The sequence below is a fragment of the Bradyrhizobium oligotrophicum S58 genome (genome assembly GCF_000344805.1).
Classification (GTDB): domain Bacteria; phylum Pseudomonadota; class Alphaproteobacteria; order Rhizobiales; family Xanthobacteraceae; genus Bradyrhizobium; species Bradyrhizobium oligotrophicum.
In genome coordinates, this window is record NC_020453.1 from 697,656 (window position 1) to 713,090 (window position 15,435).

At 64.5% G+C, this 15,435-nt stretch carries 12 protein-coding genes; 3 read left to right on the forward strand and 9 right to left on the reverse strand.

What is annotated here, in order from left to right:
• Window positions 1-673 precede the first annotated feature (673 nt).
• The 9 genes from S58_RS03105 to S58_RS03140 form a co-directional block, all read right to left on the reverse strand.
• Entirely contained in the window at window positions 674-1,711 is a 1,038-nt protein-coding gene (locus tag S58_RS03105; RefSeq protein ID WP_015663782.1) for an amino acid ABC transporter substrate-binding protein, read from the reverse strand.
• Window positions 1,712-1,771: 60 nt separating this feature from the next.
• Window positions 1,772-2,365: a L,D-transpeptidase gene (locus tag S58_RS03110; RefSeq protein ID WP_015663783.1), complete on the reverse strand. Its 594-nt coding sequence runs from the start codon at window positions 2,363-2,365 to the stop codon at window positions 1,772-1,774.
• 109 nt (window positions 2,366-2,474) lie between these two features.
• Window positions 2,475-2,600 (reverse strand): DUF2474 family protein, encoded by a 126-nt coding sequence (locus tag S58_RS37195; RefSeq protein WP_144058232.1) that lies wholly within the window; start codon window positions 2,598-2,600, stop codon window positions 2,475-2,477.
• Window positions 2,600-3,610, reverse strand: coding sequence for a cytochrome d ubiquinol oxidase subunit II (cydB, locus tag S58_RS03115; RefSeq protein WP_015663784.1), 1,011 nt, complete (start codon window positions 3,608-3,610; stop codon window positions 2,600-2,602). The genes S58_RS37195 and cydB overlap by 1 nt, the downstream gene beginning before the upstream one ends.
• Window positions 3,607-5,013, reverse strand: coding sequence for a cytochrome ubiquinol oxidase subunit I (locus S58_RS03120; protein ID WP_015663785.1), 1,407 nt, complete (start codon window positions 5,011-5,013; stop codon window positions 3,607-3,609). Before S58_RS03120 ends, cydB begins: the two co-directional genes overlap by 4 nt.
• Before the next feature lie 360 nt (window positions 5,014-5,373).
• Window positions 5,374-5,985 (reverse strand): sigma-70 family RNA polymerase sigma factor, encoded by a 612-nt coding sequence (locus S58_RS03125; protein WP_015663786.1) that lies wholly within the window; start codon window positions 5,983-5,985, stop codon window positions 5,374-5,376.
• A 231-nt stretch (window positions 5,986-6,216) separates the two neighbouring features.
• Window positions 6,217-6,963, reverse strand: coding sequence for a response regulator (locus S58_RS03130; RefSeq protein WP_015663787.1), 747 nt, complete (start codon window positions 6,961-6,963; stop codon window positions 6,217-6,219).
• The gene (locus S58_RS03135) at window positions 6,960-8,705 is read right to left on the reverse strand and encodes an ATP-binding response regulator (protein ID WP_015663788.1); all 1,746 of its coding nucleotides are present in this window, start codon (window positions 8,703-8,705) and stop codon (window positions 6,960-6,962) included. The genes S58_RS03130 and S58_RS03135 overlap by 4 nt, the downstream gene beginning before the upstream one ends.
• Window positions 8,675-10,666 (reverse strand): sensor histidine kinase, encoded by a 1,992-nt coding sequence (locus tag S58_RS03140; protein ID WP_244440848.1) that lies wholly within the window; start codon window positions 10,664-10,666, stop codon window positions 8,675-8,677. Before S58_RS03140 ends, S58_RS03135 begins: the two co-directional genes overlap by 31 nt.
• A 514-nt stretch (window positions 10,667-11,180) precedes the next feature.
• On the opposite strand from S58_RS03140, the gene ugpB reads away from it, so the two are divergent.
• From ugpB to S58_RS03155, 3 genes are all read left to right on the forward strand, one after another.
• Window positions 11,181-12,506, forward strand: a complete 1,326-nt coding sequence (gene ugpB, locus S58_RS03145) for a sn-glycerol-3-phosphate ABC transporter substrate-binding protein UgpB (RefSeq protein ID WP_042338632.1) — start codon at window positions 11,181-11,183, stop codon at window positions 12,504-12,506.
• Entirely contained in the window at window positions 12,506-13,459 is a 954-nt protein-coding gene (locus tag S58_RS03150) for an aminoglycoside phosphotransferase family protein (RefSeq protein WP_015663791.1), read from the forward strand. The genes ugpB and S58_RS03150 overlap by 1 nt, the downstream gene beginning before the upstream one ends.
• Window positions 13,460-13,680: 221 nt before the next feature.
• Window positions 13,681-15,303, forward strand: a complete 1,623-nt coding sequence (locus S58_RS03155) for an ABC transporter substrate-binding protein (protein WP_015663792.1) — start codon at window positions 13,681-13,683, stop codon at window positions 15,301-15,303.
• The last annotated feature ends 132 nt before the right edge of the window (window positions 15,304-15,435 follow it).

Consider the following 15,435-nt stretch of genomic DNA (forward strand, 5'->3'; position numbering starts at 1 on the left):
TGGCCCACAAGAGGGACGCTTCGCGGTCGTCACGAGTGTCGGGCTGATGATGCGATGGCCGCATCGGATCGCAGCGTGAGCTTCTTGCGCCGACGAACGATTGCGATGCGGACGTGAAAGTGCGTGGTCCTGGCGCCCCGATGCTGGCGTCAAGTCGACGGGGGATGATCCCGGAAGACGACGGTGGCTAAAAGCCGGACACCGAGGAGAGCGCGCCATAAGCGTTAAAACCATCGCGCAGGGAAGGCCGGGTTGTCCCGGCTGAGCCTGTGGTTCTGCCGCCTGCATTTTTTTCGCAGGCGGACCGCAGGTGCCAGTCGGCACCTGGCCTTCCCTGCGCCCTCGATTTCGAGAGGGCGGAGAACTTGGCAAAGCTCGGGCGCGGAGGCGTCGCGAGGACGCTATTGCACATGTTGAGATCGAGGTTTCGCCGCGGGGGCAGCGCGCTCCCTCGCCCCGTTCTTATGGGGAGAGGGTTGGGGTGAGGGGCAGCCGCACGGGAAGTGTGAATGGTGAGACCTGTACCCCCTCACTCGGATTGCATCTGTCGATGCAATCCGAGCTCTCAGCGCGAGCGAAGCTCGTCGCGCCCCCGCAAGCGGGGCGAGGTACACCGAGCCAGCCGCTTATGATGCGGAATCACGTCCATGATCTCAGAAAATGCCGTAGTCCGTCACCTGATCGGCGGTGCGTACTGGATCCCGCCGGCGTTCCACAGCTGGTTCATGCCGCGGGGGATCTTCAGCTTGGATTCGCTGCCGACGTTGCGCTCATAGACCTCGCCGTAATTGCCGACGTGACGGATGACGCGCGCCGCCCAGTCCTTCGACAGGCCGAGGTCCTGGCCGTAGCTGCCCTCGTTGCCGACCAGCCGCATCACGTCGGGCTTCTTCGACTTCAGCGCCTCGTCGATGTTCTTGGAGGTGACGCCCAGCTCCTCGGCGTTGATCATCGCATAGAGCGTCCATTTCACGATCATCATCCAGTCGTCGTCGCGCTGGCGCACCACCGGAGCCAGCGGCTCCTTGGAGATCAGGTCCGGCAGGATGTCGTGATCGCCAGGCTTCGACAGGATCAGGCGCAGCGCGTAGAGCTGCGAGACGTCGGCGGTGAAGGTGTCGCATTTGCCGCCGTCATAGGCTTTGATGACGTCGTCGAGCTTGGGGAGCTTGATCTCCTCGTACTTCATGTTGTTGGTGCGGAAGTAGTCGGACACGTTGAGCGCGTTGGTCGTCGCATCCTGCACGCAGACCTTGCTGCCGTTGAGGTCCAGCGCGGTCTCGAGCTTGCGCGCGCGCGGCACCATGAAGCCCTGACCGTCGTAATAAGCCACCGCCGGGAAATACAGGTCGTAGTTCTGCTCGCGCGCCATCGACCAGGTGGTGTTGCGCGAGAGGATGTCGACCTTGCGGCTCTGCAGCTCCTTGAAGCGCTCATTGGCGTCGAGCGGGACGAACCTCGCCTTGGTCGGATCGTCGAAGATGGCGGCGGCGACCGCGCGGCAGAAATCGACGTCGAAGCCGGTCCAGTTGCCCTTGTCGTCGGGAATCGAGAAGCCGGGCAGGCCGGCATTGACGCCGCACAGCACCTCGCCGCGGCGGACGGTCCGCTTCAAGGTACGGGTGTCGTACATCTCATAGGTGACGGCGAGCGCCGCAACGAGGACGGCGACGGCGAGCCCGATCAGCAGGCCGCCTCGGAAAGTGCGCATGGTCAATCTCTTTCGAAAAATGTCAGGACAAAGCGATGGCTGGATATCCGGCGGCCGCCGTCACAGTTCCGGCTTCTGCTTCACGACGACCTTGGTGCCGACCGGCACGCGATCGAACAGGTCGGCGACGTCGGCATTCACGAGGCGGAAGCAGCCGGAGGAAATCTTGGTGCCGATGGTCCAGGGCTGGTTGGTGCCGTGGATACGATACACGGTGGTGCCCAGATACATCGCGCGCGCGCCGAGCGGATTGCCGGGGCCGCCGGCCATGAAGCGCGGCAGATAAGGCTGGCGCTGGATCATCTCCGGTGGCGGCGTCCAGTCCGGCCACTCGGCCTTCTTGGTGATCGCGAGCAGCCCCTGCCACTGGAAGCCGTCACGGCCGACGCCGATGCCGTAGCGAATGGCGCGGCCGCCCGGCTGCACCAGATAGAGGTGGCGCTCGGAGGTGGAGACGATGATCGTGCCCGGCGGCTCGGTGGTGCGGAAATAGACCACCTGCTTGCGCCATTCGGGATCGAGCTCGTAGCCGTCATCGGCGACGAGGCCGGGCTGGTCGCCCGGGTCCTCGGACTGGGCGAAACTATGCGATGCGGACAGCACCAGCGCAATGGCGGCGCTGGTGGCGCAAAGCAGGCGACGGAAACTCGGCATTCAAAGCTCTCCTCAACGGACCCCTGCGAAGCTCGCCCGATTAAAATCACCCGCCAAATTTCAGGGGCATATTCGCCGCAAAGTCAAGGTGAGCGGAGCGGCCCGGATGTCATCCGAGCTTCATCCAGAGGCGCAGCAGAAAGGCTGTGGTGCCGACCGTCGCCACGCCGGCGAGCCACAGGCCTGCGAACCAGGCGAGGCGCTTGGCGAGCGGCGCGGGCGCAGGGGCGGGCATCAATGATAGCCCGCGTCGTGCCCGACCTTGCCGCGAAACACCCAATACGCCCAGCCGGTGTAGCCGAGGATCAGCGGCACCAGCACCAGCACGCCCGGCAGCATGAGCAATTGGCTGCGCTCGGGCGCCGCCGCCTGCCAGATCGTGACGCTCTGCGGCACGACATAGGGATAAATGCTGATGCCGAGTCCGGCATAGGACAGAAAGAACAGTGCCAGCGCGAGAACAAACGGCCAGACATCGTGCTTCTGGGCGAGGTTCTTCATCATGAGCACCGTAACGCCGACGACGGCGAGCGGCACCGGCGCTGCGAAGATCACTGTCGGCAAGCGGAACCAGCGATGCGCGTATTGATTGGTCAGCAGCGGCGTCGCCAGGCTGACGGCGGCAATGGCGAGCAGCATCGCGAACAGCAGAACCCAGCTGATGCGGTATGCCCTGTCGCGCAGATCGCCTTCGGTCTTCAGGATCAGCCAGGTCGCGCCGAGCAGCGCATAGCCGACGACGAGCGAGACGCCGGTGAGGAGGCTGAACGGCGTCAGCCAGTCCCACCAGCCGCCGGCATAGTGGCGTCCTTCGACATGCACGCCCTGCAGGATGGCGCCGAGCGCGATGCCCTGAGCCAATGCTGCGACCCAGGAGCCGCCGGTGAAGGCGATGTCCCACAGATTGCGTTGTGCGCGGGTACGCCAGCGGAATTCGAAGGCGACGCCGCGGAAGATCAGCCCGACCAGCATCGCGATCAGTGGCGCATACAGTGCGGGCATCAGGATGGAATAGGCCAGCGGGAAGGCGGCCATCAGCCCGCCGCCGCCGAGCACCAGCCAGGTTTCGTTGCCATCCCACACCGGCGCGACGGTGTTGGTGATGACGTCGCGGTCTTGCTTGCCCGGGAATAGCGGGAAGAGGATGCCGAGGCCAAGATCGAAACCGTCCATCACGACATAGATGAACACGGCGAGCGCGATGATGAAGGCCCAGAGGGTGGCGAGATCGACGGCGACGCTCATGATCCGACCGCTCCCTGCACGACGCCGGCGGCCGGCGTGATGCCGGCGGTGCGGACCGGCTGCGCGCTGCTCGGTCCCGGCTCGCCGGCATGCGGCGGCTCGGCCATCAGGCGCAGGATGTACAGCACCCCCGCGGCGAAAATGATGAAATAGACGATGATGAAGGCGAGCAGCGACGCGCCGACGGCGGGCGCAGCGAGCGGCGACACGGAATCGGCGGTGCGCAGCAGCCCGTATACGGTGAAGGGCTGGCGGCCGGTCTCGGTGGTGATCCAGCCGGCCATCACGGCGATGAAGCCGGCCGGTCCCATCGCAATCGCAAAGCGGTGCAGGCCGCGATTGATGTACAGCCGGCCGCGCCAGCGCTCCCACAGGCTGAACAGGCCGAGCGCCAGCATGAGCATGCCTAGGCCGACCATGATGCGGAACGACCAGAAGGTGATCGGCACCGGTGGCCAATCTTTCCGCGGGATGGTGTCGAGCCCGGCCATCGGCGCGTCGATCTGGTGTTTCAGGATCAGCGAGCCGAATTTGGGAATCCCGAGCGCCCATTTCAGCTTGCCCTCGGCCTGGTCTGGCCAGCCGAACAGATACAGCGGCGCGCCATCCTTGTGGCTCTCGAAATGGCCCTCCATGGCCATGATCTTCACCGGCTGGTGCTCCAGCGTGTTGAGGCCGTGCTGGTCGCCGGCCAGGATCTGGAGCGGCGCCACCAGCGCGGCCATCCACATCGCCATCGAGAACATCACGCGCGGCCCCGGCAGATGCGGATTGCGCAGCAGGTGCCAGGCGCCGACTGCGCCGACCACCAGCGAGGTGGTGAGATAGGCCGCCAGCACCATGTGCACGAGGCGGTAGGGGAAGGACGGATTGAAGATCACCTTGAGCCAGTCGACCGAGACGAACTGGCCCTCGGCGTTGACGGCATATCCGGCCGGCGTCTGCATCCAGGAATTGGCGGACAGGATCCAGAACGCCGAGATGAGCGTGCCGATCGCGACCATCAGGGTGGCCAGGAAGTGCAGCTTCGGGCCGACGCGCTTGAGGCCGAACAGCATGACGCCGAGAAAGCCGGCCTCGAGGAAGAACGCGGTCAGGACCTCATAGGCCATCAGCGGTCCGATCACCGGGCCGACCTTGTCGGAATAGACTGACCAGTTTGTGCCGAACTGGTAGGACATCACGATGCCGGAGACGACGCCCATGCCGAAGGCGATGGCGAAGATCTTGAGCCAGTAATTGAAGACGTTGAGATAGACGTCGCGTCCGGTCCACAGCCACAGCGCCTCGAGCACCGCGAGATAGGACGCGAGCCCGATCGAGAAGGCGGGGAAGATGATGTGGAAGGTGACCGTGAAGGCGAACTGCGCGCGCGCCAGCTCAACCGCATCCAAACCGAACATCCGCACCGTCCGTCGTCACTGCGGGGCGCGCGGCCCCTTCGGGCGGAAGATTGCACCTCGAACGGTGGATATCAAATGGTCAAATCGCCCTACACGGGTGCGAGCATCCCGCAAAAGACAAAGACCCGGCGGGGGGGCATCCGCCGGGTCTTCGGAGCAACAGGGAAGGTGGAGGTATCCTCGAATTTGCTCGCTCAAGACCGAGGTCAGCTGGGGGACTGAGGCTCGGTCGATGGATAACGTTCTAGCGGCCGAAATTTTCCAGGTGATTTCGCCGATCGTTTCAATTGTTTCGTTCGGCGATTTTCTTGATGTCGTCGGAACCCGCCGGGCCTCAGCCCCGACGGTGATGAATTGAGATCAGGCGGCCAGGCTATGAACGCCGGCGCCGCGCAGCAGTTCCGCGAGGTGCTTGCGGGCATAGAACATGCGCGTCTTCACCGTGGACTGCGGGATGCCGATGATCTGGCCGACCTCTTCCACCGACTTCTCATGGTAGTAGATCAGGGTGATGATCTCGCGATGGGCCGGCGACAGCTTGGCGACGCAGGCGCGCAGGATGGCGCTGGTGGTGGAGCGCTCGAGCGAGGTTTCCGGCGTGTCGGAGTCGTCGGCGATCTCGCGCACCTCGTCCTGGTCGATGTCCTCGAAGCGGCGCTGGCGCAGCGCGGTCAGCGCCTTGAAGCGGGCGATCGACAGCAGCCAGGTCGAGACCTGCGAGCGGCCCTCGAACTGCTTGGCGGTCCGCCAGACATCCAGGAACACCTGGCTGACGAGGTCCTCGGCGATCGTGGTGTCGCGGACGATGCGCAGGATGAAGCGATAGACCCGCACATTATGGCGCGCATAAAGCGTGTGCATCGCGGTGCGATCGCCATCGGAAATGCTCTCCAGGAGCATGTCGTCCGTGGTCGCCTGGGCCGCGATGATGCCCTGGCTGGCTGCGGAATTGATGGCAACGACGTTCTGCATGGCACTCTCCCGTTCCGCCGCCCCCTTGCGGCGTTTCGACGGGTCGGATTGTTACGGAGTGCCTGTTTCGGGACGTCTGCACGAAAATGGGAAAATGGTTTCGTGCGCCTGCAGAAGTGTTTCGTCGCACCGCACATCGCGAAACAGTCGTGGCGGAATTGTGCCTTATTTCAAAATGCGGAACGGAATGCAGGTGGCGCGATCGGCTTCGCCGTCGCGAGCCAGCTTCCGTCAGGCTTTCTCGCCCGCCGGCGAAAACAGATAGCCGCCACCGCGAATCGTCCGGATCACGGCCGGTTTGGTCGGATCAGGCTCGATTTTGCGCCGGATGCGCATGATTCTGAGGTCGACGGCGCGGTCGAAGGCCTCGGCATCCCGAGCATTGGCCAGCTCGAGCAGCCGTTCGCGCGACAGAACCCGCTTGGGGTTGGCGGCGAACACCTTGAGCAGGCCGAATTCGGATGCCGTCAGCGGATGCTCGTTGCCTTCGTCGTCGCGCAGCGCCTGGGCGTCGAGATCGAGCCATTTGGTGCCGAACCGCACCAGTTGCGGATCCTTGGCCTTGGCTGCCTCGGGCTCCGGAACGGCAGCCGCCGCCGCTTTGGCGGGCGCACTGCGGCGCAATACGGAGCGGATCCGGGCCATCAGCTCGCGCAATTCGCACGGCTTGGCGACGTAGTCGTCGGCGCCGAGCTCGAGACCCACCACGCGGTCGATCGGGCTGGCGGTCGCCGTCAGCATGATGACGGGGATGTTCGTCCGGCCCTTGAGGTCACGGATGATCGACAATCCGTCCTCTTCGGGCATGTTGAGGTCGAGCACGACCAGATCGGCGGGCCCGGTCTCGATGGCGCTGCGCAGGCTTTTGCCGCCGTCGCACAGCGTCACCGTGAAGCCGTGCATCTTGAGGTAATCACCCACCATCTCGCGGGCAGGGGCCTCGTCGTCGACGATGATGATGTGCTGGCTCTGACTCATGACAATTCGGCCGCAGGCAGTGTGATGGAGAAGGTTGACCCCAAGCCCGGCCCATCGCTCTTGGCCGTCACCTCCCCACCATGCATGTCGACGATGCGTTTGACAATCGACAGGCCGAGCCCGGTCGAGCTCTCGCCGGCGGTCGGTTTGGCCGACAGCCGCTGGAACCGGCCGAACAGCCGGCCGAGATCCTCCGGCGACAGCCCGGCGCCCTGGTCGGTGACGCCGATGATGGTGTTGTCGCCATCATCAGTGGCATTGACGATGATCTTGCCGCCGATCGGGCTGTACTTGATCGCGTTGCTCAGCAGGTTGTCGATCGCCTCGCGGATCCGGTCGATGTCGCACATGGTCGACAGATGCGGCGGTGCTGACACGGCAATGACCTGCTGCTTGTTGAGCGCCAGTGGCTGGTTGGCCTCGACGACCTCGTGGACGAGGGCTGCGATGTCGACCGGCTCACGGCGGATGGTGATGTCGAACGCATCGGCCATCGCGTCGGAGATCAGGTGGTCGACCATCGAGGTCAGCCGCTTGGCGGCGTCGCGGATGTGTCCCACCTGGCTGGTGACGCCATCCGCGGATGCGCCGGTCGCGATCAGCTCGGTCAGCATCTCCGTGCGGCCGAGGATGACGCCGAGCGGATTCTTCAGGTCGTGGGCGACCGTGCCCAGGATCTCGTTCTTGAAGCCGTTGGCGCGCTGCAGCCGCAGCCACTGCGCCGACAGTCGCCGGTTCGCCTGCATCAGCGCGCGGGTGCGCTGCGCGACACGGTCCTCGAGCTGGGTGTTGGCCTCGTGCAGCTGCTGATAGAGGATCACATTGTCGAAGGCGATCGACAGCCGGCTGGAGAAGATCTCGACCAGCGAGCGGTCGGTCTCGGACAGCGGCCGCTCCGCCTGCAGCAGCACCACGACCTCGCGGCCGGACCCCGTTCGGACATAGAGCACCGTGCGGTGGTCTGCGAATTCGTTGCTGCGCTGCCTGAAGGCGGCCTCGACCATGTCGCGCAGATCGGGGTCGAGCGACCGCGAGGTGGCGGAGCCGGAGAAGCGGCTGTAGCAGCCGGAGCCGGCCAGCACGGAAAAGTCTTCGGTCTGGCTGCCGTCGTCGCGCAGCACCAGGATCCCCGCGCAATCGACGTTGAGCAGGGACGCGATCTGGGTCAGCACGCCCTCGGCCAGCCGCTGCATCGACTTGAAATCGTACAGCGTCGAGGCCGCGTCGATGATGATCTCCAGGCCACGCCGGGTCTGCACCATGCGCTCGAGCTGCTGATAGCTGCGCAGCGCCGCCGTCAGCGAGGTGAACAGCTTGTCGGCGGTGAGCTCGGTCTTGGCCTTGTAGTCGTTGATGTCGTACTGGACGATGACCCGCCGCTCCGGCGCCTGGCCGGGCTGCCCGGTGCGCAGGATGATGCGGACGGTCTCGTTCTTGATCTCGTTGCGGATGTATTCGACGAGCTCGAGGCCGGCAACGTCGGTCTCCATGATGACGTCGAGCAGCACGGCCGCGATGTCGGTGTGCTCCCGCATCAGGGTGCGGCCCTCGGCTGCCGAATAGGCCGAGAGGATTTCGAGGCCCTGGCCGTTGAGGCTGTAGTCCGACAGCGCAAAGCGCGTGCCTTCATGCACGGCATGGTCGTCGTCGATGACGGCGATCTTCCATTTCCGGGCCGATTGGTCGTCCTCCGCGAATCCGGTGTCGTCGATCAGGTGGAGGACATCGTCCTGTTCGGCCATTGCGTCGTTCCGTCACCCATTGTTGTCTCGGTGCCGCCCTTGGCGACCCGGGGCATGATTATCCGAAAGGTGGTGCCTTGTCCCTCGCGGGATTCCAGCATCATGCGGCCGCCGAGCTGCTGCGTCACGAGATTGTAGACGATATGCAGCCCAAGACCTGTCCCACCTTCATTCCTGCGCGTCGTGAAGAACGGATCGAACGCCTGGCGCTGGACATCGGGCGTCATGCCGGCCCCGTTATCGGCGAAAATGATCTCGATGTCATCCGCGCCGCGGGGCCGCGCCGTGATTGAGATCGTCCCGGAGCGGCCGTCGGCAAAGGCATGGTTGACGGCGTTGAGGAACAGGTTGGTCAGGATCTGGCCGTAGAAGCCGGGATAACCGTCGATGAACAGCCCCTCCGGGACATCGACGGCGAGCGTGATCGGAGCGCGCTTGAGCACCGGCTTCAGGCTGGTAATGATCTGATCGGTCGCCTCGCTCAGGATGAAGGTCCGCCGCTCGGCATGCGAGCGGTCGACGGCCACCTGCTTGAACGACTGGATCAGCTCGCCGGCGCGCTGCAGGTTGGCGACCAGCTGCTCGGACGCATCGCGCGAGGAGCGCACGAATTCCTCCAGCTGCGACCGGCGCAGGCCGCCTTCCGGCGACCGCAGCGCCGCTTCGAACATCTCGACGCGGCGCGCGAAGCTGGAGGCCACCGTCAGGCTGATGCCGATCGGGTTGTTCACCTCATGCGCGACGCCTGCGACGAGTCCGCCGAGCGCCGCGAGCCGCTCGGCATCGATCAGGTTCCGCTGGGCGGCATTGAGCTCCAGCAACGCGCTCTCAGCCTTTTCCTTGGCGGTGCGCAGTTCGTCCTCGGTCTTGCGCTTGGCGATCGCGTTCTCCCGGAAGATCTCGACGGCACGGGCCATCGCACCGACCTCGTCGCGCGCTTCCGTGCCCTGGACCTTGCGGTCGTAGTCGCCGAGCGTGATCGCCCGCATCGAAGCCATGATCTGCCGCAGCGGCAGCCGGATCGACAAGGCGATCAGCACCCCGGCGGAGAGGATGATGCCGAGGAAGATCACAGCGATCGAGAGGACACGGCGGGAAATGTCGCGCAGCGTCTTGTCGAAGGTCGCCTGCGCCTTCTGCTCGTGCTGACGCATCTTCACCGACAGGCCGTCGATGGCGGCGATGGTCTCGGCCTGACTCGCATCGATGGTGTTGCGCAGCAGCTCGGTACGGTTGGTCAGATGCTCCGTGAGCTTGGAAAATCCCGCGCGCAGGGCCGCGGTCCGTGCCGACAGGCGCTGCAGCGCCAGTCGCTGCAGGTCATTGTCGGCAAGGCCCGACATCACCGGAATGGTCTTCTCGATCGTCTCGATGTTGCGGCGCGCGTCATCCGCGGAAGCGGGGGCGAGCGACAGATAATAGGAGTTGGCCGCCACCAGCATTGCCGTGAAGGCTTCGCGCGACTTGCCGAGCGACGGCCAGATCTGCGCATCGCGATGGCCGGTCGCGCCCTCGATCACCGAATAAAGGCCTGCGATGTCGCGGGCGGGACCGAGCACTTCCTCCTCATAGCTCTTGGAGATCGTCGCCTGCAGAGCGCGCAGCTCGCCGAAGCCGTCCAGGAAGCGGACGGTCACGCGCTCCAGCTCTTCGACCGATCCCGACAGCATCGGGTCGGTCGAGGCGCGCGTCGTCAGCGTGCCCAGCACGGCTTCACGCAGCAGCAGAATCTCGGCGAACAGCTCCGGGCTCGGCTGATTGATGTAGCGGTGGATCAGGTTCTGCAGCCGGCTGGTCTCGCTTTCGAGCAGGGCCAGCACCTTGTCGGACTCGCGGACCTGGCGGACGTCGTCCCAGGCGGTGCCCAGCACCTGCGCGCCGTTCCAGATCAATGCGGCGAGAACGATCACGACGGCCGAATTCAAGGCGGCGATGGACAGGATGCGCCAGCGGATCGGCACCGCCCGGAGCACACGGACGATCCGGGCCCGGCCCAGCACCGCCAGACCGAGCGGCCGCCTGACGGATCCCCATTGCCTGGATCGCCCCACGATCGCTACCTCGGGAACCGCTGTGCGCGGGATCGCCCGCGCGCGTTCCGGTCGGCATGTTGCGCCGCAACTAATCGCGCGGCGCCCCAGGGAAGCTGCGACAGGAGCTGCAAAAACAGCAAACGGCCCCGGGCGCCCGCCACAGTCCGCGTCAGCACCGGCGAGACGTCCACTCTCGAGATCGACGAAAGACGGGCGCGGTACACAGGCAACACTTTCCCCTTGATGATGAGGTCGGCCTGGAGACGAAAAGGTTCAATGCCTTCCCGGGCAGGTGCTATAAGGGCATTCTGACGCCAAAGCGATACGCGTCAATGGTTTGCCTAAAAGTTGTTGCAATCCTTGGTTGCTGGATCTCAAAATTGGTCTGATTGCGATTTTAGCTTGGACGAATTTATTTCATCGAATTTGGAGATGGCCTCCGGTGACGGTCTTTTTGCGTTGTCTTTCAATCGGACTCTTTCTCTGCGCGGCGTTTTGCGCTGCGACGGCCCGTGCCGCGACCGAGATCATGTGGTGGCATGCGATGTCGGGCGAGCTCGGCAAGCAGGTCGACAGGCTCGCGGCGGAGTTCAACGCGTCGCAACCCGACTATCGCATCGTGCCGAGCTACAAGGGCAGCTACACGGAGACCGTGACCGCGGCGATCTTCGCGTTCCGCTCACGCAGCCAGCCGGCGATCGTCCAGGTCAACGAGATCGCAACGGCGACGATGACCGCGGCCAAGGGAGCGATCTATCCCGTCTACGAGCTGATGCACGACCAGCGGGAAAACTTTTCGCCCGCGGCCTATCTGCCGGCCGTGACCGGCTCATACGCCGATGCGGAAGGCAATCTGCTGTCGTTTCCGTTCAATGCGTCGACGCCCATCCTCTACTACAACAAGGATCAGTTTCGCTCGGCGGGTCTCGATCCTGAGCGGCCGCCAAAGACCTGGCCGGAGCTTGGACAAGCAGCCAGGCGGCTGCGCGACAATGGTGTCGCCTGCGGCTTCACGACCTCCTGGCCTGCCTGGATCAACATCGAGAACTTCTCCGCCTTCCACAATCTGCCGATCGCCACCCGGGCCAATGGCTTTGCCGGGCTCGACGCCGTCCTGACCTTCAACAATCCGCAGGTCACGCGCCACATCACGCAGCTTGCGGAATGGCAGAAGACCAGGCTGTTCGACTATGGCGGCCGCGGGCAGGCTGCCGAGCCGCGCTTTCAGAAGGGCGAGTGCGGCATCTTCATCGGCTCGTCGGCGACGCGCGCCGACATCAAGGCGAATTCGAAGTTCGAGGTGGGTTACGGCATGATGCCGTATTGGCCTGACGTCGCGGGGGCGCCGCAGAACTCGATCATCGGCGGCGCGACGCTGTGGGTGCTGCGCGACCGGCCGGCCGCCGAGTACAGGGGGGTCGCCAGGTTCTTCGCCTATCTGTCGCGGCCGGACATCCAGGCCGCCTGGCACCAGAATACGGGCTATCTGCCGATCACGCGCGCGGCGTTTGATCTGACGCGCGCGCAGGGCTTCTACGATCGCAACCCGGGAGCGGTCATCTCGATCGAGCAGGTGACGCTGAATCCGCCGACCGAGAATTCACGGGGGCTCCGGCTTGGCTCGTTCGTGCTGATTCGTGACGCGATCGAGGATGAGATGGAGCAGGCGTTCAGCGGCCGCAAACCAGCGCGGGCAGCGCTCGATGCGGCCGTCGAACGCGGCAACCGGCTGCTGCGCCAATTCGAGCGCGCGAGCCCGGACCGCTGATGACGGCGCTGCCTCTGGTCGCGAACGGAGCGCAGCTCCGGCAACTCCGTGCCGACGAGACGCGCTGGCTGCCGGCCGCGCGCGATATCGTGCGCGCTCACGGTTACGGCGACGCGCGGCTGGTGCCGTTCGCGGCGGGGACCAATCTGGTCCTCGCGCTGAACGACGGGCTGATCCTGAAAATCTTCCCGCCGTTTTATCGCGGCAAGTTTCAGTCTGAACGGGCGACGCTGCGCGTGTTGGCCCGGCGCCTCGCTGATATCGCGACGCCCGAACTGCTGCATGAAGGAGAGCACGGCGGCTGGTCCTATCTGATCATGACGCGGCTCGACGGCATTCCTGCATCCGATGTCTGGCCGCAACTGCCCGAGCCGGACAAGGAGCGCCTGCTCCGGCAGGTCGGCCAGGTGATCGCCAGCGTGCAGCGGGTCCCTCTCGGAGAACTGCTCACGCTCGGCCCGCGCTGGTCCGACTTTCTGCGAGAACAACTCGCCGGGTGCTATGCGCGCCATCAACGGCTGGGCTTGCCGCCGGCGCTGCTCGCTCAGCTCGGCGGCTTCCTGCAGGACGCGGCTGGCATGCTGCCTGCGAATCCGCAGCCCGTGATTCTCACCGGCGAATACATCCCGGAAAACTTCCTGGTCGCACGCGACGGAGAGGGCTGGCGCGTGCGCGGGCTGTTCGACTTCGGCGACGTCATGGTCGGCTTCGATGAGTATGACCTGCTCGGGCCGAGCGCGTTCATGGCTGCCGGCCATCCCGGACGCGTGCGCGCTCTCTTCGAAGGATATGGCTTCGCTCGAGACGATATGACCTGGCAGCTGAAACGACGGCTGCTCGCCTTGATGCTGCTGCACCAGGCGAGCGATCCCGTCCGTCATATCTGCATTCCTGATTGGCCGGCCAAGGTCCGCGACTTCGATGAGCTCCAGGCGCTGATCTGGCCGGAGTGATTCGTAAATTGCCCGGCTCGCTGTTGGCTGGGTAAATCTGTCGCATGTATCCTGGTCAGCTCAAAGAATAAGCAGATCTGCAGCTTTGTATGCAATTTCTTGGGAGGGCGCGCAGCCGTTGAGGGATGTGTTTCGCTAATTCAATAACTTAGCTACCTCCCGGGATTGGCACGAAGCTTGCGATCCATGTTCCCGCCGGTTGTTGTCCTCGGGAGCATTTGATGAAGCGTCGCGATTTTCTGAAATCCGTGTCGGGTCTGGCTGCAGGCGCGGCGCTGCCGATGGCGCCGGCGGTGATCCCCTCCGCAAAGGCGGATGCCCGCTCCGAGACGCTGCTGATCGTGTCCGAGGGCGGCCCCAACAATCTCGACATTCATGGCGTCGGCACCAACGTGCCCGGCTATGAGGTCTCATGGAATTGCTACGACCGCCTGATCAGTCACGAGATGAAGAGTGGCCCCGGTGGCGTGCCGTACTACGATCGCGACAAGTTCAAGCTCGAGCTTGCCGAGGACATGACCATCGGTGACATGTCGGTCGCCTTCAAGCTGCGCAAGAACGCCAAATTCCATGATGGCGCGCCGGTGACGGCCAAGGACGTGAAATGGTCGCTCGACCGCGCCGTCAGCGTCGGCGGCTTCCCGACCTTCCAGATGAGCGCTGGCTCGCTGACCAAGCCGGAGCAGTTCGTCATCGTCGACGACCACACCGTGCGCGTCGATTTTCTCAAGAAGGACCGGCTGACGATCCCCGATCTCGCCGTCATCGTCCCGTGCGTCGTCAACTCCGAGCTGGTGAAGAAGAACGCCACCGACAAGGACCCCTGGGGCCTCGAATTCACCAAGCAGCAGACCGCGGGCTCCGGCGCCTACAAGGTGACGAAGTGGACCGCCGGCACCGAAGTGATCATGGAGCGCAACGACGATTGGGTGTGCGGGCCGCTGCCGAAGATCAAGCGCGTGATCTGGCGCATGGTCCCGCAGGCCGGCAACCGCCGCGCGCTGCTGGAGCGGGGCGATGCCGACATCTCCTATGAGCTGCCGAACAAGGACTTCCAGGAGATGAAGTCGAACGGCAAGCACACGGTGATCTCGCTGCCGATCTCGAACGGCATCCAGTATATCGGCATGAACGTGACCAAGCCGCCGTTCGATAATCCCAAGGTGCGGCAGGCGCTCGCCTATGCGATGCCGTATCAGAAGATCATCGACGCCGTGATGTTCGGGCTCGCCAATCCGATGTTCGGCGCCGCGGCCGACAAGGCGACCGAGGTGGCGTGGCCGCAGCCGACCAAATACGCAACCGACATGGACAAGGCCAAGGCGCTACTGGCCGAGGCCGGCTATGCGAACGGCTTCGAGACCACGATCTCCTTCGATCTCAATTTCGCGCAGGTCAACGAGCCCTTGTGCGTGCTGGTGCAGGAGAGCCTCGCCCAGCTCGGCATCAAGACCACGATCAACAAGGTGCCCGGCGCCAATTGGCGCACCGAGCTGAACAAGAAGGAGATGCCGCTGTTCACCAACATCTTCTCGGGCTGGCTCGATTATCCCGAATACTTCTTCTACTGGTGCTATCACGGCAACAATTCCGTGTTCAACACGATGAGCTACAAGTCGCCTGCGATGGACAAGCTCATCGATGGCGCGCGCGACGCGGCCGCGACCGGTGACAAGGCGACCTACGATGCGGACGTGAAGGGCTTCGTCGATCTCGCCTTCGCCGAGGTGCCGCGCATTCCGCTGTACCAGCCGTTCGTCAACGTCGCGATGCAGAAGAACATCTCCGGCTATCAGTACTGGTTCCACCGCCGGCTGGACTATCGCGCCCTGGTGAAGGGGTGAGCGGCGTGCACGGGCTTTGTCATGTGGGCCGAGCTCTCTCGCTCCCTCCCCCCTTGTGGGGGAGGGGCGGGGAGGGGGGTAGCCACGGACACCGCCGTCGCGGCTCACCCCTCTCCCCAGCCCTCCCTCACA

Bases quoted from the DNA above. Each gene is read 5' to 3' on its own strand.
- S58_RS03150 (WP_015663791.1), top strand. From the start codon at position 12,506: ATGACGGCGCTGCCTCTGGTCGCGAACGGAGCGCAGCTCCGGCAACTC.
- S58_RS03155 (WP_015663792.1), top strand. From the start codon at position 13,681: ATGAAGCGTCGCGATTTTCTGAAATCCGTGTCGGGTCTGGCTGCAGGC.
- S58_RS03135 (WP_015663788.1), bottom strand. From the start codon at position 8,705: ATGGCCGAACAGGACGATGTCCTCCACCTGATCGACGACACCGGATTC.
- S58_RS03125 (WP_015663786.1), bottom strand. From the start codon at position 5,985: ATGCAGAACGTCGTTGCCATCAATTCCGCAGCCAGCCAGGGCATCATC.
- S58_RS03120 (WP_015663785.1), bottom strand. From the start codon at position 5,013: ATGTTCGGTTTGGATGCGGTTGAGCTGGCGCGCGCGCAGTTCGCCTTC.
- S58_RS03110 (WP_015663783.1), bottom strand. From the start codon at position 2,365: ATGCCGAGTTTCCGTCGCCTGCTTTGCGCCACCAGCGCCGCCATTGCG.
- S58_RS03130 (WP_015663787.1), bottom strand. From the start codon at position 6,963: ATGAGTCAGAGCCAGCACATCATCATCGTCGACGACGAGGCCCCTGCC.
- S58_RS03105 (WP_015663782.1), bottom strand. From the start codon at position 1,711: ATGCGCACTTTCCGAGGCGGCCTGCTGATCGGGCTCGCCGTCGCCGTC.
- cydB (WP_015663784.1), bottom strand. From the start codon at position 3,610: ATGAGCGTCGCCGTCGATCTCGCCACCCTCTGGGCCTTCATCATCGCG.
- S58_RS37195 (WP_144058232.1), bottom strand. From the start codon at position 2,600: ATGCCCGCCCCTGCGCCCGCGCCGCTCGCCAAGCGCCTCGCCTGGTTC.